Annotated in this window: 18 protein-coding genes; 12 read left to right on the top strand and 6 right to left on the bottom strand. The window is 31.2% G+C overall.

Translation table 11 applies throughout. From position 1 onward, the window contains the following. Nucleotides 1-3 precede the first annotated feature (3 nt). Nucleotides 4-873, bottom strand: coding sequence for a DUF58 domain-containing protein (locus BLT88_RS01335; protein ID WP_036784283.1), 870 nt, complete (start codon nt 871-873; stop codon nt 4-6). A gap of 91 nt (nt 874-964) precedes the next feature. Further along, a complete protein-coding gene (locus BLT88_RS01340; RefSeq protein WP_091952503.1) occupies nt 965-1,954 on the bottom strand; it encodes a MoxR family ATPase in 990 nt (329 codons plus the stop codon). A 74-nt stretch (nt 1,955-2,028) separates the two neighbouring features. Here BLT88_RS01340 and BLT88_RS01345 point away from each other — a divergent pair, with 74 nt between their 5' ends. After that, nucleotides 2,029-2,787, top strand: a complete 759-nt coding sequence (locus tag BLT88_RS01345) for a TonB-dependent siderophore receptor (RefSeq protein WP_091952504.1) — start codon at nt 2,029-2,031, stop codon at nt 2,785-2,787. A gap of 19 nt (nt 2,788-2,806) precedes the next feature. Further along, nucleotides 2,807-3,193 carry a TonB-dependent receptor gene (locus tag BLT88_RS01350; RefSeq protein WP_157691106.1) on the top strand — a complete coding sequence of 129 codons (387 nt, stop codon included), beginning with the start codon at nt 2,807-2,809 and terminating at the stop codon, nt 3,191-3,193. Between the two features lie 106 nt (nt 3,194-3,299). Here the strand turns inward: BLT88_RS01350 and BLT88_RS01355 are convergent, their stop codons facing one another. The 4 genes from BLT88_RS01355 to BLT88_RS01370 are packed head-to-tail and all read right to left on the bottom strand — an operon-like array spanning nt 3,300 to nt 6,709. Continuing rightward, a complete protein-coding gene (locus BLT88_RS01355; RefSeq protein WP_172824224.1) occupies nt 3,300-4,079 on the bottom strand; it encodes a UDP-2,3-diacylglucosamine diphosphatase in 780 nt (259 codons plus the stop codon). Nucleotides 4,080-4,094: 15 nt separating this feature from the next. Then, a complete protein-coding gene (locus tag BLT88_RS01360; RefSeq protein ID WP_091952508.1) occupies nt 4,095-5,666 on the bottom strand; it encodes a S41 family peptidase in 1,572 nt (523 codons plus the stop codon). Beyond that, a complete protein-coding gene (locus tag BLT88_RS01365; protein WP_091952510.1) occupies nt 5,659-6,084 on the bottom strand; it encodes a dCMP deaminase family protein in 426 nt (141 codons plus the stop codon). Before BLT88_RS01365 ends, BLT88_RS01360 begins: the two co-directional genes overlap by 8 nt. A 43-nt stretch (nt 6,085-6,127) precedes the next feature. Next, nucleotides 6,128-6,709, bottom strand: coding sequence for a HupE/UreJ family protein (locus BLT88_RS01370; protein ID WP_091955606.1), 582 nt, complete (start codon nt 6,707-6,709; stop codon nt 6,128-6,130). Between the two features lie 222 nt (nt 6,710-6,931). Here BLT88_RS01370 and nirB point away from each other — a divergent pair, with 222 nt between their 5' ends. The 10 genes from nirB to BLT88_RS01420 all read left to right on the top strand — a co-directional run bounded on the left by nirB (nt 6,932) and on the right by BLT88_RS01420 (nt 21,865). Next, nucleotides 6,932-9,445 carry a nitrite reductase large subunit NirB gene (gene nirB, locus BLT88_RS01375; protein ID WP_091952512.1) on the top strand — a complete coding sequence of 838 codons (2,514 nt, stop codon included), beginning with the start codon at nt 6,932-6,934 and terminating at the stop codon, nt 9,443-9,445. Nucleotides 9,446-9,467: 22 nt separating this feature from the next. Continuing rightward, nucleotides 9,468-9,845: a nitrite reductase small subunit NirD gene (nirD, locus tag BLT88_RS01380; RefSeq protein WP_036784259.1), complete on the top strand. Its 378-nt coding sequence runs from the start codon at nt 9,468-9,470 to the stop codon at nt 9,843-9,845. Nucleotides 9,846-9,854: 9 nt separating this feature from the next. Beyond that, entirely contained in the window at nt 9,855-10,439 is a 585-nt protein-coding gene (locus tag BLT88_RS01385; protein WP_036784256.1) for a DUF4202 domain-containing protein, read from the top strand. 14 nt (nt 10,440-10,453) lie between these two features. Further along, nucleotides 10,454-12,265: a type IV pili methyl-accepting chemotaxis transducer N-terminal domain-containing protein gene (locus tag BLT88_RS01390; RefSeq protein WP_091952514.1), complete on the top strand. Its 1,812-nt coding sequence runs from the start codon at nt 10,454-10,456 to the stop codon at nt 12,263-12,265. A 62-nt stretch (nt 12,266-12,327) separates the two neighbouring features. Continuing rightward, nucleotides 12,328-12,987: a response regulator transcription factor gene (locus BLT88_RS01395; RefSeq protein WP_091952516.1), complete on the top strand. Its 660-nt coding sequence runs from the start codon at nt 12,328-12,330 to the stop codon at nt 12,985-12,987. 295 nt (nt 12,988-13,282) lie between these two features. Further along, on the top strand, nt 13,283-16,807 hold the full coding sequence (locus tag BLT88_RS01400) for a nitrate reductase (protein WP_231960043.1): 3,525 nt from the start codon (nt 13,283-13,285) through the stop codon (nt 16,805-16,807). Next, nucleotides 16,804-18,237, top strand: a complete 1,434-nt coding sequence (locus BLT88_RS01405) for a rubredoxin (RefSeq protein WP_036784244.1) — start codon at nt 16,804-16,806, stop codon at nt 18,235-18,237. Before BLT88_RS01400 ends, BLT88_RS01405 begins: the two co-directional genes overlap by 4 nt. A gap of 58 nt (nt 18,238-18,295) precedes the next feature. After that, on the top strand, nt 18,296-19,027 hold the full coding sequence (locus BLT88_RS01410) for a Crp/Fnr family transcriptional regulator (protein ID WP_231960044.1): 732 nt from the start codon (nt 18,296-18,298) through the stop codon (nt 19,025-19,027). Nucleotides 19,028-19,350: 323 nt separating this feature from the next. Further along, nucleotides 19,351-20,736, top strand: coding sequence for a CmpA/NrtA family ABC transporter substrate-binding protein (locus tag BLT88_RS01415; RefSeq protein WP_091952519.1), 1,386 nt, complete (start codon nt 19,351-19,353; stop codon nt 20,734-20,736). 22 nt (nt 20,737-20,758) lie between these two features. Further along, on the top strand, nt 20,759-21,865 hold the full coding sequence (locus BLT88_RS01420; RefSeq protein ID WP_091952521.1) for an ABC transporter permease: 1,107 nt from the start codon (nt 20,759-20,761) through the stop codon (nt 21,863-21,865). Nucleotides 21,866-21,895: the final 30 nt, after the last annotated feature.

Below are 21,895 nucleotides of genomic sequence, written 5' to 3' on the forward strand. Positions count from 1 at the left end.
TGCTTATCTTCCTTTGTGTTTAAAATATCCTAATAACTTTTTCACGTAACCTTCATCAACTCTCGTATTGATAGTTCCTGCACCACTTCTTTTAAACGTACTTATATAATAATCAGTTAATCGTAATGCATTTGCTTTATAGTTTCTTCGAGTAGTTTTTGACGAGGTGTTTACTAGTTGAATAGCACCTGATTCAGCATCTATCATTGGCACCATTCCTAAATTCGGAATTTCTTCATCATGTTTATCATATACTCTAATGCCTGTTAAATCGTGTTTTTTTCCTGCAATTTTTAAAGTTTTTTCATAATCATCATCCATAAAATCTGATAACATAAAAACTATGGCTCTTTTTTTCATCACACTTGATAAAAATTTTAAAGCTACAGAAATATCAGTCTTTTTGCTTTTTGGCTTAAACTCTATTAATTCTCTAATAATTCTTAAAACGTGACTTTTTCCCTTTTTTGGAGGAATGAATAGTTCGATATCATCAGAAAAAAGAATTAATCCTACTTTGTCATTATTTTGAGTAGCAGAAAAAGCTAGGGTTGCAGCAATTTCTGTAACGGTATCTTTTTTAAATTGTGTAGCGGTTCCAAATGATTCCGAACCAGAAACATCAACCATTAACATCATAGTTAGTTCCCGTTCTTCTTCAAAAACCTTTATAAAAGGTTCGTTGTAACGCGCAGTCACATTCCAATCAATGGCTCTAACATCATCACCAAATTGGTATTGTCTTACTTCAGAAAAAGTCATACCACGCCCTTTGAAGGATGAATGGTATTCACCGCCAAAAATATGATCAGACAATCGTCTTGTCTTAATCTCAATTTTTCGAACTTTTTTAAGGATTTCCTTTGTTTCCATGTTTTAAGTATGCAATTTTCAGTTACTATTTAAAAAAAATCAGATTTAAGCAAGCTATTACTTCCTAATACTGATTTACTGAAAACTCCTTTTATGGCACTTCTACTTCATTAATAATTGAGTTGATAATGTCAACAGAAGTTACATTTTCTGCCTCCGCTTCATATGTAATACCAATTCTGTGACGTAAAACATCAAAAACTACGGCCCTTACATCTTCAGGAATTACATAACCTCTTCTTTTAATAAAAGCATAACATTTAGCTGCTTTTGCTAAATTGATACTTCCACGGGGTGAAGCACCAAAACTAATTAAATCTTTTAATTGCGGTAAGTTGTATTTTTCTGGATAACGAGTTGCAAAAATGATATCAAGAATATATTTCTCAATTTTTTCATCCATGTAAACTTCATTAGCAACTTCTCTTGCTTTTAAAATTTGTTCTACAGAAACTACAGGGTTAACTTTTGAGAAACCACCAGATAAATTCTGGCGCATAATAATTTGCTCATCCTGTAATTTTGGGTAATCTATAACTACTTTTAACATGAACCTATCTACTTGCGCTTCAGGTAAAGGATAAGTTCCTTCTTGTTCCACGGGGTTTTGAGTTGCCATAACTAAAAAAGGTTCGTCTAAGTTAAAAGTAGTGTCACCAATAGTAATTTGACGCTCTTGCATTGCTTCTAGTAAAGCAGATTGCACTTTGGCAGGTGCTCTGTTAATTTCATCGGCTAACACAAAATTTGCAAAAATTGGTCCTTTTTTTATCATGAAATCATTCTCTTTCATGTTATAAATCATCGTTCCAACAACATCTGCAGGTAACAAATCTGGTGTAAATTGAACTCTACTAAAACTTGCCTGAACTGCCTTAGATAAAGTATTAATTGCTAATGTTTTTGCCAATCCAGGAACTCCTTCTAGTAAAATATGACCATTTCCAATTAATCCAATTAACAAACTTTCTATCATTTGCTTTTGCCCAACAATTACCTTATTCATTTCTAAAGTAAGAATGTCTATAAAGGCACTTTCTCTTTCTATTTTCTCATTAATAGCTCTTACATCTACATCCATGATACTCTTATATTATCTGTTAAATTTTACGAAAAACAAAGCTACAATATTCAATAATTTTTAATTGTTAAAAGTTGGTTAAAGATGTTTTTTTTGATTTTAATAGCAATACTTCTTATTTAACAATAATGGTTAATGACGATAATGCTTTAAGTGAAGTTGTTATTACTGGTACTCGTTCAAAACCAAGAACAGTTCTACAGTCCGCTGTTCCAATTGATAATATTGGGGTAAAAGCGATTGAAAGACAAAATAACGGTGATATAGTACAAACATTAAAAGCTTTAATACCTTCATACACGTCTACACCACTTACTGGCGATGGATCAGCATTTGTTAAACCAACATCTTTAAGAGGTTTACCTCCAGATGAAGTACTAATACTTATGAACTCTAAAAGACGCCATAGATCTTCTTTGATAGCGCATTTTGGTGCAGCAATGAATGCAGGATCTCATGCAGCAGATGTAGGTCATATTCCTAGTATTGCGTTAAAAAATATAGAGGTTTTGCGTGATGGTGCGGCCGCACAATATGGTTCAGATGCAATTGCAGGGGTTATGAACTTTATATTAAAAGATGCCTCAAGTGGAGCAGAAGTTCAAACACAAGTTGGTAAATGGTATGGAAGAAATTATGGAAGTGAAACTGATTATAAAGTAAGAATGAATTTCGGTTTTCCATTAACTGAAAATGGATTTATTAACATAAGTACAGAATATGCTTTTAATCCAAAATTAGCTAGAGGTAATCAACATGCAGCAGCTCAAGCAGCTATAGATTCTGGGATTGAAGGGGTAGCAAATCCAGCTATGAATTGGGTTAGCATATAATTATAATCAGACAAAAGTTTTGTCCCAAAATCAGGTTAGTGGAGTGAATCCTGTTAACGAAAGTGGAATTTTTAACTTAGAGAATAATTTACCTAAAAATAGAGCTAGTTTATCTTTAGAACCTAATTTTGGCAAATTTGATGCTTCAGTTCGAGCTAATTATTTCGGAACTACTTTTGATGAAAGATCTCAAAGAGAAGAATTAGAAGCAAGAACTTTAATAGATTTAGACTTTAGCTATCAAGCTTCAGAAACTGTTCAATTAATTTTAGGAGCACTTAATGTTTTTGATACATATCCAAACGAAGTTGAAACTCGTGCATCTCAAGGGATGCCTTTTCCAAGACGTACAACAATTGGTTATAGTGGAGGTCAGGTTTATTTTAAAGCAATTTATAAATTGTAATTTCAATAATATTAAATATTATTATATTTAGTCCATTATTAATTTAGTGGCCTTTTTTAATTTTCGCTCTCAAGGTATCTTCTGATTTCTGGAATTAGTATATCGATCAGTCTTTTTTCTTAGATTTATATTTAAGAAGGCTAAAAGTATTTTTATCAAACTGTCCATAGGTGAAATATTGAATCCAATCGCCTAAGTTTATATAGGTACTGTTTTCTTGTAGTTCTATTTCTAAAGGTAAATGTCTATGGCCAAAAACAAAATAATCATAGTGTTGTTGAGTGAGTTTTCTTTTACAGTATTGCACTAGCCATTCATTTTCTTCGCCTAAAAATTTTGCATCTTCCTCTCCTGAAATCATCTTATTTTTAATAGACATATATTGCCCCAACTTTACACCTAAATCCGGATGCAACCATCTAAAAAACCATTTAAACAAAGGAAATGTAAATACCTTTTTCATGCGTTTATACCCTTTGTCATGCGGTCCTAAACCATCTCCATGACCCATTAAGATCTTTTTATTGTTAATGAGAAACTCTTGAGGACTATAAAATACAGGAATGTTTAATTCCGTTTCAAAGTAATCATGCATCCATAAATCATGATTACCAACAAAGAAATAAATAGGAATTCCAGAGTCTTTAATTTCTGCTAATTTTCCTAAAACTCTTACAAATCCCATAGGAACAACGGTTTTATATTCGAACCAAAAATCGAACAAATCACCCAATAAAAAAATAGCTTCTGCATCTTTCTTAACTTCATCTAACCAAGCAACAAATTTTTTTTCTCTAGGAAAACTTGATGCTGCTGTTGGTGCTCCCAGATGTTGATCTGAAGCAAAATAGACTTTTTTATTTCCTGAAGTGGTTATTGTAATCATTGGTGCAAAGAAAAGCTATTCCTGCTTACTTTCCAACTCTAAAACCTTTTGCAACATTTTATCATCTTTATGAATAATTCGGTAAAAACCAACATCACCAAAAAGCATATTTGCAATAAAAGCTTTTAAATATTTTTTAATGCTTTCCTTTGTTTTAAATGACGGATTTGCTTGGTATTTGGTTTTAGAAAAGTAATTGTTTAAAACAGTTTCATCTTTGTCAAAATCTAGTACAAAACTGTCTACAGTCCATTTTGACAACTCTTTTCGTTTGTTATCTACATACTCAAAAGCAAAATTATTTATAGAATTCAAATAGAAATTAGATATGTAAGAAGTGGTGTCAATAGGAACGAAAACATCGGGAATGATACCTCCTCCACCGTAGACTATTTTTCCTTTTGGCGTTTTAAACAGGAGAGAATCGACTACTTTAATGCTGTCTTTATTTAACAATTCTCCGTTTACAACTCTTTTTTGATAATCTTTATAATAGTTTCCTTTTTCTCCATTTGAATATGGTTTTTGAATAGAACGCCCGGTAGGAGTGTAATATCTTGCGGTGGTTAAACGAACGGCAGAACCATCACCTAAATCCATTTCTATTTGCACCAAACCTTTTCCAAAAGAACGTCTTCCAATAATGGTTCCTTTGTCATTGTCTTGCAAAGCACCCGCAACAATTTCGGATGCTGATGCTGAATTTTCATCAATTAAAACATACAAACCTCCTTTTTCGAAAGAACCCATTTTGGTTGCAAAGAATTCTTCAATTTGTGCTTTATTGTTTTTAGTGAAAACCATTAGTTTATCATCTTCTAAAAATTCATCGATGATTCTGTTCGAAATGTCTATAAAACCACCTCCATTGCCGCGTAAATCTAGAACTAGATCTGTCATCCCATTAGCAATTAAGGTATTGATGGAAGATTTGAATTCCTTGTACGTATTTCTCGCGAAACGATCTATTTTTATATAACCAATAGAATCGTTAATCATGTAAGCTAAGTCTACACTTTTAATATTTACTTCACCCCGAGTAATGTCAACAATAAATAAAGAATCGTTACTTTTTCTATAGATTTGAAGTGCAACTTTTGTCTCTGGTTTTCCTTTTAAATATTTAGGAATACTGCCACTTCTAAATTCTTTGCCATATAACGTGTCTTTGTTGGCCATTAAAATTCTATCACCAGCCTTAAGTCCTGCTTTAATACTAGGGCCTTTTTTTATAGTTTGAACAACGGCAATAGAATCTTTTATCATTCTAAACTGAACACCAATTCCTACAAAATTACCTTGCATACTTTCTGTAATTGCTTGCAAATTCTCTTTGGGAATATAAACAGAATGTGGATCTAATTTGCCTAGTATTTGTGTTATTGCTCCATCTAATAATTTGTCTGTGTTGACATTATCTACATAATCTTTCTCAATAAAATTGATCAGTTTTTTTATTTTTTGCTCTTTAGAAGGGTTTTTTGAAAGTAAAAATAAATTGTTAGAATTACCACTAAAGAAAACACCAATTATAATTCCGAGAACAACAGCAATTGCAAAATATATAGGCAAGTTATTCTTATTCATAAGGCAAATATTTAATTTCTACACCTGCTTTTTCTAAAAAATTTAGACCAGAAGAATCTCTGTAATCTTTGGCATATACAACACGTTTTATTCCTGCTTGATGAATAAGTTTACTGCATTCTGTACAAGGTGATAATGTAATATATAAAGTGGCACCTTCTGCAGATTGTGTTGAGGAGGCAACTTTTAAAATAGCATTCGCTTCTGCATGTAAAACTTCCCATTTTGTCACGCCTTTTGCATCCTCGCAACAATTATCAAAGCCAGAAGGAGTTCCATTAAAACCATCAGAAATAATCATTCTTCCTTTGACAATTAAAGCACCAACTTGTTTGCGTTTACAATGTGATAGTTTTGCCCATTCCCTTGCCATTTTTAAATAAGCAATATCATATTTTAATTGTTTCTTCTCAGTCATAAAGCGAAAATAGAAAGATTTGAATAATTATCATGTTAATAAGTTACCAAAAAATACGCTCAATCATTATCGGACAAGAAAAACCAATAACAATAGAGGAACAAACTAAAATCCAGTCTCTTCTTGATACTCTAAATAGATTTTGAAGTGTCGTTCCTAAGATTAATATCCCAAAAACAATAATTATTTGTGATGCTTCAATTCCTAAAGCGAATTCTACTAAAGGGATAAGTTTATCTTCTTCTTTTCCAACCATCATTTTAAAATAATTAGAAAATCCTAATCCGTGAATTAGCCCAAAGATTAGTGCAAAGACTAGGTTGATGTTTTCTTTGCCTGTTGGTGATTTTTTTGCTATTAAGATATTAATGATAGCTGTAATAATGATGGTCAACGGAATTAAGAATTCAATCAAATCCATTCTAATTTTTAATACTTCATAAGCAGATAAAGCTAGTGTGATTGAATGTCCAATTGTAAAAAGTGTTACTAGCCACATAACTTTTCTCCACTGCTTAAAGTTGAATACAACGGCTAAGACAATTAAAAATAAAATATGATCATAGGCAGAAAAGTCTAACACATGTTTAAGACCCATTTTAAAATAAAGCACAAAATCATTCATAGAAAACATTAATTTACAGAGTGTCAAAGATATGAAAAGCTATAATTTTTTTAGAATTGAAATGCACTATTAATAATTCTAATTGATATATTTTAAATAATATTAAAATTATAAGTATTCATTTTTTTAAATCGATAATAATTTGATAAATACGTAATTATTTAAATTTTGAATATACAAAATTAAGTACAAATACTTAATTTTGTATTAAAATACGTAGTTATGCAAACGGTTATTGTTGTAGGAAATGGAATGGTTGGTTACAAGTTTTGCGAGAAATTTGCAGCAAAATGGAGAAGTAAGGATTTTAAAATCATTGTTTTTGGAGAGGAGCCTAGACCTGCCTATGATAGAGTTCATTTAAGTGAGTTTTTTGAGAATCAAGATGCAAAAGCATTAGAAATGGCTCCTGCAGAATGGTATTTGACAAACGGAATTGATTTAATTGTTGATGAAAAAGTTTCTGAAATTCACAGAGCATCTAAAACAATAATTACTGCAAAAAATAGAGCTGTAAGTTACGATTATTTGGTCTTAGCTACAGGTTCTTCTGCTTTTGTTCCTCCTATAAAAGGAGTTGAAAAGGAAGGCGTTTTTGTCTATAGAACAATTGAAGATTTAGAGGGAATGTTAGGGTATGCAGCAAAATTAAAAGCTGAAAAACCTGATGCTAAAGCAGCAGTTTTAGGTGGAGGTCTTTTGGGTTTAGAAGCAGGAAAAGCAGTTATGGATATGGGGCTAGAACCTCATATTGTAGAATTTGCTTCTAAATTAATGCCGAGACAATTAGATGCTAGAAGTAGCCAAGTATTACAATTAAAGTTAGAGTCATTAGGTTTAAACATACATTTAAGAAAAACCACAAATCAAATTTTAGGAAATGGATCTATTGTTGGAATGGAGTTTGGGGTAGATGATTTATTAAATGTAGATATGTTAGTAATTTCTGCTGGAATTAGACCAAGAGACGAATTAGGAAAAAATGCTGGTTTAGAAATGGGAGTGCGTGGAGGAATTGTTGTAAACAATAAAATGCAAACTTCAGATGAAAATATTTTTGCAATTGGAGAAGTGGCGCTGTACAATCAAATGATATATGGTTTGGTTGCTCCGGGTTATGATATGGCTGGAGTAGCTGTTCATCAGATTATAGGAAAAACAGAAAGTATAATGCCAGAAGAGATCGATATGTCTACCAAATTAAAATTGATAGGCGTGGATGTTGCAAGTTTTGGAGAGCCTTTTATGCCAGCTTCAAAAGGACATTCTATTATTTTTGAAAATAAAACACAACATTTATATAAGAGAATTAATGTTAGTCATGATGGTAAAAAACTGTTAGGAGGAATTCTAGTTGGTGATGCCTCTGATTATAATATGTTGCATCAGGTTTATTTAAACGGAATGGCAATTCCTGAAGATCCATCGCAATTAATTTTACCGGCAAGTGAAGGAGGTTCTTCTTTTGGAAGTGTTTTAGATCTGCCAGATACTGCACAGGTTTGTTCTTGTGAAAGTATAAGTAAAGGCGATATTTGCAGTTCAATTACTGAAGATGGTTGTAATAATTTAGGTGATGTAATTGTCAAAACCAAAGCAACAACAGGTTGTGGAGGTTGTAAACCAATGGTTTCAGACTTGGTAAATGAAACACTAAAATCGTTAGGAAAAGAAGTAAAAGAAACTATTTGTGAGCATTTTGATTATAACAGACAAGAGTTATACGACTTAGTAAAAGTGAGTAAAGTTTCTGGTTATCAAGAAACCTTAAATTCCTTTGGAAAAGGACATGGATGTGAAATTTGTAAGCCTTTAGTTGCATCAATTTTTGCAACTGTAACGATGGAGACTCCAAATCGTCAACCCACAATTCAGGATACAAATGACCGGTTTTTGGCAAATATCCAGAGAAACGGAACCTATTCTGTAGTTCCAAGAGTTGCTGCTGGAGAAATTACTCCAGATCAATTAATTGTAATCGGAGAAGTTGCAAAAAAATACGATTTATATACTAAAATTACGGGAGGCCAAAGAATAGATTTGTTTGGTGCACAAGTTCATGAATTACCACTGATTTGGAAAGAGCTAATTGCCGCCGGATTTGAAAGCGGTCATGCTTACGGAAAATCACTAAGAACCGTAAAAAGTTGTGTGGGTTCTACTTGGTGCAGGTATGGTATGCATGAAAGTGTCACTTTTGCCATTGAAATAGAAAATAGATACAGAGGCTTGCGTTCTCCTCATAAATTAAAAGGAGGTGTTTCAGGTTGTATTAGAGAATGTGCAGAGGCCAGAGGTAAAGATTTTGGATTAATTGCTGTAGATGGTGGTTGGAATTTATACGTCTGTGGAAACGGTGGGGCAACACCAAAACATGGAGTTTTATTGGCAGAACAACTAGATGATGAAACAGTCGTAAAATACTTAGATCGCTTTTTAATGTTTTACATCAGAACTGCTGGTCCTTTAGTTAGAACGGCTCCTTGGTTAGATAAATTAGATGGCGGAATAGATTATTTAAAACAAGTTGTTATTGAAAATTCTATAGGAATTGCTGAAGATTTGGAAACTGAAATGCAAGGGCTTGTAAATAGATATGAATGCGAATGGAAACAGGCAATAGAAAACGAGGAAGTAATGAAGCGTTTTAAACATTTTATAAATTCTGATGATACAGATGACAACATCAAATTTGTAAAAATGAGAGGACAAAAAAAACCAGAAGCTTGGGTTTAAATAAGTAACAAACAATAACAATATGCAAGAAGTATTAGAAAAATATAAAACAGTTTCAGAATCAAATGTAAGTGAATGGTTTAAGGTTGGTAAAACGACAGACTTTCCAGAAGATAGTGGTGCTTGTGTAAAACATAACACCAAGCAAATTGCAGTATATAATTTTACAAGAACAGGTAAGTGGTATGCCACTCAAAATTTATGTCCGCATAAAATGGAAATGGTTTTATCTTTAGGTATGATTGGTGATAAGGCGGGGATTCCAAAAGTAGCTTGCCCAATGCATAAAAAGAATTTTTCTTTAGAAGATGGATCAAATTTAGCCGGTGAAGATTTAAAAATTGCCATCTACCCTGTAAAGATTAAAGATGGAAATGTGTATATTGGCTTTTTAGATTAAATTCAAAAAATGAGGCCTACAAGATTTGAAACTGCAATTGCATTAATAGATAAAAAAAACGCTGAAGATGAGAATACTTATCAAGTTGCAGGATTAGAATATCCTAAAGAATTATTGTATTCTCAAAGAATGACAAGAAAATTGTTAATGTTTGAGCCTAATGCATCAAAACCGCTTCAAATTGCAGCACGTGCGCAGCACATTTGTCGTTGGAAAATTCAAAGAAATGAATATCCAATGGATAGAGTTGGCTATTTTAAATGGCGTGAAACACTAAAAAAATTACATGCTGATATTACTGGTGAAATTTTGCAACAAGTTGATTATGATGAAAAGTTTGTAGATAGAGTTCAGAAAATTATCCTTAAAAAATTGATTAAGAAAAATGAAGAATCTCAAACTTTAGAAGACACTATTTGTTTGGTTTTTTTAGATTATTATTTTGATGAATTTGCAGCTAAACATACTGATGAAAAAGTAATAGATATTCTAAAAAAAACTTGGATTAAAATGTCTGCAAAAGGTCATGAAGCTGCTTTAAAACTTACTTTTTCTGAAAAAGGTTTAGCTTTAGTGAAACAAGCGATTTCTTAAACACACATACACACATGACAAAAAACGGCAATTCATTAGACAAAAAAACGTTTGATAAATTAAGTCGTTTATATATTATTGCTTTAAGCACAATCGCACTCTCTGTAATTATTAGTCAGATTTTAGTTCGTAATCATTTAGACACGCAAAAAAGTGACTCTACAGTTATAAATATTGCTGGAAGACAAAGAATGCTGAGTCAAAAATTAACAAAAGAAATTGTTTCTCTTACTGTTTCATTTGATGAAAATAAGAGAAATCTTCTTAAAAAAGATATCAAAGAGACCCTTGTTTTTTGGAATTTATCTCATACTTCTCTGCAAAAAGGGAATGATAGTTTAGGACTTCCTAAAAAAAACAGCGTTAAAATAAAACAGCAATTTGAAGCAATTAATCCTGTTTTTGACACTATTCAGAAAGCATCAAAATCTATTGTTAAAAATTTAGAAATAAACCCTTTAACATCTATTGATGAGCTAGCTTTAGATATTAAGAAAATCATTAATAATGAAGGTGAATTTTTATTCATTATGGATAAAATTGTGAATCAATATGATTTAGAAGCTGATGAAAAAGTAGTTTGGTTAAGAAAGTTAGAATTTTCGCTAATGGTTTTGACTTTGTTAATTCTTTTGGGTGAATTTTTATTCATTTTTTGGCCCACAGCCAAATCAGTTAAGGCAACATTATCAGATTTATTATCAGCAGAAAAGAAAGCTAAAAAAATGGCTTTTGATGCAGATAAATTAAGTATTTCTAAAGAAAAATCAATTAAGGAATTACGTGCTTTAAGTCATGCAATGGATGAAACTTTGTTGTTTGCTAGAATTTCATCAAAAGGGAATTTAATTCATATGGGAAAAAAGTTTTCTCGCTTATTTAAACTTTCTAAATTTAAAAAAGAAGTATTGTTTTGGAATGTTTTAACCAGTAATGAAAATGAACAGGCATTCATTGAAGATTTAATTAGTCAACATAAAAAAACAGGTTGGCAGGGTGAAGTAAAATCAACCACGAAAGAAGGTCTAGATATTTGGTTAGAAATGTCTATCATTCCTTATCGCCTAACAGAAGATAAATCAGAATTGTTAATAATAGCATCAGAAATTACTAAAAGAAAAGCTGCACAGTTAGAAATTGAAAGATTAACTACAGTGAGTTTTGAAGAGAAGATGAGTCAGCAAAAAATCATTTCTAGTAAGATTATTGAGAATCAAGAAAAAGAACAAAATAGAATTGCCAAAGATGTTCATGATGGTATTGGGCAAATGCTTACAGGATTAAAATACAATTTAGAAAGTATTAATATTAATGATATTGAGCGTACAGCTATTAAAATTCAACATTTAAAAGAGTTAACTACCAATATTATTAAAGGAGTAAGAACTGCAACTTTTAATTTAACTCCACCAGAATTATCCGATCATGGAATTGTGCCTGCGATTGCAAAATTGGCGAAAGAATTAGGAAAGTTAACAGGAAAAGAAATTTTGTTTTTTAATAAAACCGATTTTAATAATCGATTAGATTCTTTAACTGAAATTAATATTTATAGAATTACCCAAGAAGCAATTAATAACGCTATTAAATATGCTGATTCTTCTCATATTGTAGTTTCACTTTCTCACAGTAAAAGTTTACTAAGCCTTGTAATTGATGATGATGGCAAAGGATTTGTGCCCTCTGAAGTAAAGAAGGTAAATAATGGAGATGGAGGAATGGGAATGACCTTTATGAAAGAACGAATTAAATATATTGATGGAAGATTATTTTTGAATTCTGAATTAGGAAAAGGGACAAGAGTTACTTTAAATATACCCATTTAACAAATACGTAGTTTTACATAAAAAATGGTACTTTTGTACGTATAACTTTAGTTTTTATAATTATGATTAATGTAATTTTAGCAGACGACCATGTTCTGGTAAGAGATGGAATCAAAGCTCTTCTAGAAGATCAAACAGGAATCAACGTTATAGATGAAGCTTCTAATGGAAAAGAAGCTTTAGAAGTGGTCTCAAAAAATAAACCTCACATACTTATTGTTGATATTCGCATGCCAGAAATAAACGGAATTGAAGTAGTCGCTGAAATTAATAAACATCATAAAGATGTAAAAACACTAGTTCTTTCTATGCACGATTCAGAAGAGTATGTTGTAAGATCTATTCAAGCGGGCGCAGATGGTTATTTGTTAAAAGGAGCAAGTAAAGAAGAGTTTTTGAAAGCATTAAATAAAGTGGCTTCTGGTGGTAAGTATTTTACAGGTGATGTTTCTTCAATTATAATGAACAACTTTGTAAACGGCAATATTAGTAAAACTGCGGCGACACAAAAAGAAATAAAAGAGCTTCCTTTTAAATTAACTAAAAGAGAGAAACAAATATTGATTTTAGTTTTAGAACTAAAAAATAATAAAGACATTGCTGAAGAACTGCAAATCAGCAAACGCACTGCAGAAGTGCATCGTTTTAATTTGATGAAGAAATTAGAGGCCAAAAACTTAATGGAATTAAATAGTAAATCAAAAGAATATCAATTAATATAAGAATTTTATTTCTTCTTGTTTTTTATTTTGGTTATTTTTTAACGTCAATTTTACCAAATCCTTAATATCACTATTACGTAATTATTAATGTAGTAATAATTTATAAATACGTATTTTTTAATTAAAAAATTAAGTATTTATACTTAATTTTGAAATTGCTAATACATCAATTTGCAATGTTTATTTTGCCGATATAAAAATTCTTAACACTTTTTTTTAGCGTATTCTGAATAATGAATTCAAACTTTGGTTAGTAAAATTTTAATGTCGTATTTAGTATAAAACCTTGGTTTCAATGATTAAAAAAAAGGAAATTAAAACAACTTGTTCTTATTGCGGAGTTGGTTGTGGAATTATCATAAAAAAAGACATTAACAACAAGGTTTTTGTTGAAGGCGATAAAGAGCATCCAGTAAATAAAGGAATGTTATGTTCTAAAGGGATGAACTTGCATTATGTTGCTAATGATACTTCAGACAGGGTTTTATATCCAGAGATGAGATGGAGTCGTTCACATCCTCGTGAGCGTGTAAGTTGGGATACTGCTTTAGATAGAGCAGCTAGTGTTTTTAAGTCTATTATAAAAAAACATGGTCCAGATTCTGTTGCTTTTTATGTTTCAGGCCAAAGTTTAACAGAAGAATATTACATCGCAAATAAGTTGACAAAAGGCTTTTTAGGAACCAATAATATAGATACCAACTCACGTTTGTGCATGAGTTCTGCTGTGGTTGGTTATAAAAAAACTTTTGGAGAAGATAGCGTGCCAATTTCTTACGCAGATATTGAATTAGCAGACACTTTTTTAATTACAGGAGCAAACCCCGCTTGGTGTCATCCAATTTTATTTAGAAGGATTGAAAAACACAAAGAGCAAAACCCAAATGTGAAAATAATTGTAATTGATCCTCGTAAAACAGATTCTGCAAATTTTGCAGATTTACACTTGCAACTAACGCCAGGTACAGATGTTATTTTATACAATGCCATTGGTAGATATTTGTATAAAAGTGGTTTAATTAATGAAGATTTTATAAATAATTATACAGAAGGTTTTGATGCTTACAAGAAAATTATTTTTGAAACAAGCTTAAAGCAAGCCTCTAAAATCTGTGGCGTTTCTCAAGATAACATTAAAAAAGCAGCAGAAATAATAGGTCTTTCTAAAGGATTCATTAGCATGTGGGCTATGGGTTTAAATCAAAGTGTTATTGGTACAGATAAAAATACATCACTTTTAAATTTATCTTTAATTACAGGTCAAGTTGGTAAACCTGGTTCAGGGCCTTTCTCTTTAACAGGTCAGCCAAATGCAATGGGTGGCCGCGAAGTTGGTGGTATGGCGAACTTATTAGCGGTACATAAAGATTTACAAAACGAAGAACATAGGAGGGAAGTTGCACAATTTTGGGGAGTGGATAAAATTTCACCAAAACCAGGTTTAACAGCTACAGAAATGTTTGATGCTTTAGAAAGCGGAAAATTAAAAGCAGTTTGGATTGCTTGTACAAATCCTTTAGTGAGTATGCCAAATTCGCATCAGATAGAAAAAGCAATGGCAAATTCTAAGTTTGTTGTGGTGCAAGAAATATCTCATAAATCAGATACTTTACAATATGCAGATTTGGTTTTGCCAGCAGCTGCTTGGTTAGAGAAAGAAGGGACAATGACAAATTCTGAACGTAGAATTTCTTATTTACCAAAAGAAATAGATGCTCCGGGAGAAGCAAGACCAGATGTAGAAATTTTTTGTGATTTTGCACAAAGAATGGGGTTTAGAGGCTTTAATTATAATAGTGCTTCAGAAATTTACGACGAGTATGCCTCTATGACAAAAGGAACAAATATTGATGTTTCTTTTTTGAATTATGATCGCTTAAAAACAGAAGGAACTTTTCAATGGCCAGTAAATGAATATCGCCATAAAGGAACCCCGCGTCTTTTTGAAGATAAGAACTTTTATACTGCATCACAAAAAGCAATTTTCAATATTCCATCAACCATAGAAAATACTTCAGTAAAAACAAATGACGAATTTCCATTGATTTTAACAACAGGTCGTGTTAGAGATCAATGGCATACCATGACTAAAACAGGAAAAGTTTCTAGATTAAAAACACATTATCCAAAACCTGTTTTAGAAATAAATCCGGTTGATGCTTATTTAAATAAGATTTCAGATGGCGATATTACAGAAATAAAAAGTTCAAATGGTGTAGTTAGGGTTCGTGCTAAAATTACAGATGCCATTAAAGAAGGTGTTGTTTTCTTGCCAATGCACTGGGGAAAAGTGTTACAAAGTAATTTAAATAGGGCTAATAATTTAACAAATACGCTTGTTGATCCGGTTTCTAAAGAACCCGATTTTAAATTTACATCTGTTTCTGTTTCTAAATACAAAAAGGCAAAAGAAAAAATTGTGATTGCCGGCGCAGGAGCAGCAGCTTTTCGGTTTTTACAAAATTATAGAGATTATAATGACGTGGATGAAATCCATGTTTTTTCTAAAGAAACGAACTTGTTTTACAATCGAGTTTTATTACCAGAATATATTACAGAAGAGCTTTCTTGGGAACAGTTATTAAAGATTAAAATCGCGGAATTAAGCAATTTAGAGATTAAAATTCATCCAGAAACTTTTATTGATAAGATTGATAAAGACAACAAAATAGTTACAGATTCTAATGGTGTAACACATAAATTTGATAAGCTGATTTTGGCAACAGGAAGTCGCGCTTTTATACCAAAAGATGTACAGATTGATTTACCTGGTAGATTTACCATGCGAAATAAAACAGATGCAGATAGTTTTAAAAAATATTTGGAGAACACAGGTCTGCCGCCAGAAGAACAGCATGTTGTTATTGTTGGTGGAGGTTTATTGGGTTTAGAACTGGCAGCAGCTATGAAGCACAAAAATGTAAAAATTACAATTGTGCAAAGGGCTTCTAGACTAATGGAGCGTCAATTAGATAAAACATCAAGTAAACTATTGTCTTTAGACGTGCAGGAAAGAGGTATTCAAATTTATTTTGACAACGAAGTTAGCACTGTTTTTGATGATGAAGATACAGGTGAATTAACCATTAATCTAAAAAGTGGAAAATACATAACTGCCAATGCAATTGTCTATGCAATTGGTTCAAGACCAAACATAGAAATTGCAAAAGATAACGGAATTATTTGCGGAAGAGGTGTTAGGGTGAACCAACACTTACAATCTTCACATCCAGACATTTTTGCTATTGGAGAAATAGCAGAATTCAATAATAAATTATTCGGAATTACTTCAGCAGCGGAAGAACAAGCAGGTGTTTTAGCCAATTTTATTGCAGGTGATATTAGTGAGTCTTATAAAGGTTCTGTGTTGATGAATATTTTGAAATTTAATGATTTAAACCTCTGTAGTATTGGTGAAATTATTGTTCCAGAAAATGATTCTAGTTACGAAGAAATCATTTTTACTGATATTTCTAAACGCTATTATAAGAAGTGTATTGTAAAAGATGACTTGTTAATTGGTGCAGTTTTAATGGGGGATAAAAACGAATTTGCAGAATTCAAAACAATGATTGAAAGCAAAATCGAAATGTCTGATAAGCGAAACACGTTATTAAGAGGTACATCAAATAATACCCCAATGTTAGGAGAATTAATTTGTTCATGCAGTCAAGTTGGTTCAGGGAACATTCAAGAAGAAATAGCAAAAGGATGCACAAATTTTACAGAATTATGTAACAAAACTGGTGCCGGTTTAGGGTGTGGAAGTTGCAAAACTGAAGTTAGAGAAATTTTGAATAATGCAAAAGTAGGAGTATGAGCAAACAGTTAAATAGATTAATCATAAAAGGAGGCGTTTTATCTCCTGGAGAACTAAAATATATTTGCGATTCTGTCGAAAGTTTAGGGTTAAAAACGATTTCTTTTGGATCTAGACAAGATATTTTATTGCCTAAAAAAGTACAACGAGATGATCTTACTCAATTTGATAAACTAAAAATTGTAGAAATTGATGAAACTGGTGTAGAAAATATTGTTTCCTCTTATGTTTGTGCAGATATTTTTCCAAGTACTTCTTGGTTAACAGGAGATAGATACTTGTATATTTTAGAGCAATTTCGTTCTAAATCAAAATTGAAAATCAATATTACAGATCCAAAACAACGTTTAGTTCCATTGTTTACAGGACATATTAATTTTATTGCTTCAGAACACGAAGATTATTGGTATTTGTATGTGAGACTTCCAGATTGGAAAAAAACAAAAATGTATCCTGCATTAATTTATAGTTGGGATTTAGATAAAATTGAAGCTGCAATTGAAGATATTCTTCAGGAAGAACCAGAAACTATAGAAACTATTTTTGAGTTGGTAAGTGATGCAGTTGATACCAATAATAGAACCGTAGATAAACCTTTAGAAGTGCCTTTTTACCCTTTTCCATATTTTGAAGGAATGAATAAAATTGGAATGGATAAATATTGGTTGGGTTTGTATTGGAGAAATAACAAATATGACATCTCTTTTTTAAAGGAAATGTGCGAATTATGTTCAGAAAATAAGATTGGTAAAATTTCTATAACTCCATGGAAATCATTTGTAGTAAAAGGAATACCGAAAGAATCTAAATTAATATGGGAGAAATTTTTAGGTAAAAGAGGTATTAATGTTAGGCACTCAATGTTAGAATTAAACTGGCATTTGCCAGTTTCTAATAAAGATGCGTTAAATCTTAAGAAATATTTGGTTTCTAATTTCGATCAAAATGATATTAGTACATATGGTTTAACCTTTGGAATTACAGATTACAGCAAGTCTTTTTATTATTTTACATCTATTGTTGTTGAAAAAAATAAACAACCAGAAATGATTGGTAATTTTAAAACAAGAGATACCTATAATTTGTTGTATGCAAAAAATTTTGATCCAAATACGAGAGATTATATCTTACATGTACAAGATGTAGATAAGGTAGAATTACCAGGTTTATTAATGGAGTTAAGTCAACTTTATTTTGATCAGTTAGGAAATGAAAAAGAAGAAGAAATAGTAATTAAAGTAAAGAAAAAAACTACAAAATTAGAAGTCTATCAATGTCAAGATTGCTTAACAATTTATGATGACAGTTTTGGAGATATTACTCAGAATATACCACCAAAAACTATGTTTTCTGAATTGCCAGTATCTTATGAGTGTTCTCTATGTGAAGCTTCTAAAAACTATTTTAAGAAAATAGTATTAGTAAAATAAACAAAAAAAAATAACTTTAATTACAAAAGAATAAGAATTGATGTTACATCAAAATATAGTGTCAAATAATACAAGAAAAGTGGTTACAGACTTCTCTTGCGCTTCTTGTGTTAATGCTAATTGTCTGATAAATAAAAATTTAAATTATCTTTCCAATTCAGCTTTTGTTAAAAATAAGAAAACCTTAAAATGTAAGAAAGGGCAGCAATTTATTATGGAAGGAGCTTCTGTAAATGGATTGTTTTTTATTATTAAAGGAACTGTAAAGGTTTTTAGAACAGGTATTAATGGTAGAGAACAGATTGTGCGTTTTGCTAAAGAAGGAGAAATTATTGGGCACAGAGGTTTTGGTACAGAAGAATATTATTCTATAGGAGCTATTGCTTTACAAGATGCAATATTATGTTATTTCTCTAAAGATTATTTACAAGAAACTCTGTTAGAAAATCCTAAATTTTCTTATGATATGATGCTTTTTTATGCCAATGAACTAAACAAAAGCGAATCTAAAGTAAAGTCTATTTCTCAAATGACGGTTCGCGAACGTGTTATCGACACCTTATTATACATCAACAGAAAGTTTGGTAATTTAGGTGTTTTTTTAAACTTACCTCTTAGTAGAAAAGAATATGCAGATTATGCAGGAACTACGGAAGAGCAGGTTATCAGAATATTTTCTGTACTTAAAAAAGAAGATCTTATTACGGCAAAAGGAAAAAAAATTGGCATTAATAACCTTCAAGCTTTAAAGAACGAAATTAGTGAACATAACTACTATTTAGATTCATAAATAATATATTCTTGTTATTTCCGTGAAAACGAGAGCCCAAAATAAGTTTACAAAAAGACCTTTCAGTATTTATTAATTAGAAAGGTTTTTTTGCGCGTAGAAATAATCTAAAAAAATAACTAAGTATAAAATATAAGTAGTTTTATTTTATTTTAAATATTTGTATATCAAAAACTTAATATATAAATATGTTTTTTAATAGTTTTTAATATGTTTTAAAAAGAGGTTTGTTTATGGTTAATCCCATAAGTTAAAACTATGTCTGGGTATATATTTGTCAAAAAATAAGTATTAATACTTAGATTAATAAAAACTTACTAAAAATGAAATCTCTATTTAAAAAATCAACTTACATTTTACCTGCAGCAATGTTACTATTTGCTTGTGGAGGTAAAGAAACTAAAAAGACAACAGCAGCTGTTGAAGCAAAAACATCAAAAACAAAAACATTAGAAATTGAAAAACCACAATTAACTTTTGGTTTTATCAAATTAACAGATATGGCTCCTTTGGCAATTGCTAAAGAAAAAAGTTTTTTCGAAGACGAAGGGTTGTTTGTTTCTGTTGAAGCACAATCTAACTGGAAAAATATTTTAGACCGTGTTATTGATGGTCAATTAGATGGTTCGCATATGTTAGCAGGTCAGCCAATTGCTGCAGGAGCAGGTTTTGGTCGTCAAGCAAAATTAGTTACTACTTTTTCTATGGATTTAAATGGAAATGCAATTACAGTTTCTAATGATGTTTGGTCTAAAATGAAATCTCATGTGCCAAAAGATAAAGATGGTAAGCCAGTTCATCCAATAAAAGCAGAAGCTTTAAAACCAGTTATTACTGAGTATAAAAATTCTGGAAAAGCATTTAAAATGGGGATGGTTTTTCCTGTATCAACTCATAATTATGAAATTAGATATTGGTTAGCAGCAGCAGGAATCAATCCTGGAATGTACACAAAAGAAAATGTACAAGGACAAATTGATGCTGAGGTTTTATTATCTGTAACCCCTCCGCCACAAATGCCAGCAACGTTAGAAGCAGGTACCATTCATGGATATTGTGTTGGTGAACCTTGGAATCAACAAGCTGTTTTTAAAGGGATTGGAGTTCCGGTTGTGACAAATTATGATATCTGGAAAAACAACCCAGAGAAAGTATTTGTAATGACTCAGAAATTTATTGATGAAAATCCAAATACAGCAATTGCAGTTACTAAAGCTTTAATTAGAGCTGGTAAGTGGTTAGATGAACCAACAAACAGAAAAGAAGCGGTAAAAATCTTATCAATGTCACAATATGTTGGTGCGCCAGAAGCAGTTTTAGCAAATTCTATGACAGGTACTTTTGAGTTTGAGAAAGGAGATAAACGTGATATGCCAGACTTTAATGTATTCTATAAATACAATGCAACATATCCTTTTTATTCTGATGGAATTTGGTTTTTAACACAAATGAGAAGATGGGGACAGATACCTGATGCAAAAACTGCAGATTGGTATGCAAGTACAATTAAAGATATTTACAGACCAGATATCTGGAAAAAAGCAGCAGCTCTTTTAGTAGCTGAAGGAAACATACCTGCTACAGATATTCCTATGACCGATGGTTATAAGCCAGCAACAGCAGATTTTATTGACGGAACAATTTACGATGCAAAAGATCCTTTAGGATACATCAATAGTTTCAAAATAGGAAATAAAGACAAAAAATAACAATACCCCAGAAAATAATATTATGAAAGCAAGTTTAACACTAGGGAAGGTTTCTAATTTTATAGGATTAGGTTTTTTTACAACATTAAAAGATCTGTTTATAGGAAAACTAGAAAAAGAAGAATTTAAAAACTTTTTACGCAAGACTATAGTGCCACTTGCTTCCATTTTATTATTTATTGGTTTGTGGCATTTAGGAGCAAAGTCTTTATACAATATTGAGGCAGAATTTAAAATAGAAAAGGCTTTGGCAGATCAAGGTCAAGTTGCAGCAGATGCTTTAAAAGTTTGCATTGCTTCCGGTGAATCTAGTTGTGAACCAAATACATTGCCGTCTCCTGTTCAAGTTTGGAAATCGTTTCAATCTTTGTTAAGAGATCATAATATTATTACTGCAGATAAAGCTGCTTTTATAGAAAAGACAACAGTTTTAAATGCCAAAAGAGTCGCTGAAGGTAAAAATGCAATTACCTATACGGGAAGGCCTTCTTTTGTAGATCAAATTTTTAGAAGTTTACAAACAGTATTTGCTGGTTTTTTATTGGCGTTATTAATCGCTGTTCCCTTAGGAATTTTTATAGGATTGAGTCCAACATTAAAAAGTTCATTTAACTGGTTTATTCAAATTTTTAAACCAGTATCACCAGTTGTTTGGTATTTGTTAGTTTTTATGATTGTAAAAACATTGTTGATTGATTCTAATGAAGACAGTTCATTTACAATCTCATTTATAAGTGTTGGTTTATGCTCTATGTGGGCTACTTTGGTCAATACAGCAATGGGCGTTTCTTCTGTAGATAAAGATTATATAAACGTTGCAAAAGTTTTGAAATTAGGCACTTTTCAGAAAATTTTTAAAGTAGTATTACCCTCTTCCTTGCCATTAATTTTTACAGGATTAAAAATTACATTATCAGTGGCTTGGATGGTTTTAATTGCGATTGAACTTTTGGCACAGAGTCCTGGTTTGGGGTTGTTTGTATGGGAGGAATTTCAAAATGGAGCAAATGATTCTAACGCAAAAATTATTGTTGCCATGTTTGTAATTGGTATTATAGGTTTTTTATTAGATAGATTAATGTTAACGATACAAAATTGGGTTTCTTTTGATAAAACAAATGCAATATAAATGTGTAATTCTATAAAGATTAAATTGTAA

It is taken from the genome of Polaribacter sp. Hel1_33_78 (assembly GCF_900106075.1).
In the GTDB taxonomy this organism is placed as follows: domain Bacteria; phylum Bacteroidota; class Bacteroidia; order Flavobacteriales; family Flavobacteriaceae; genus Polaribacter.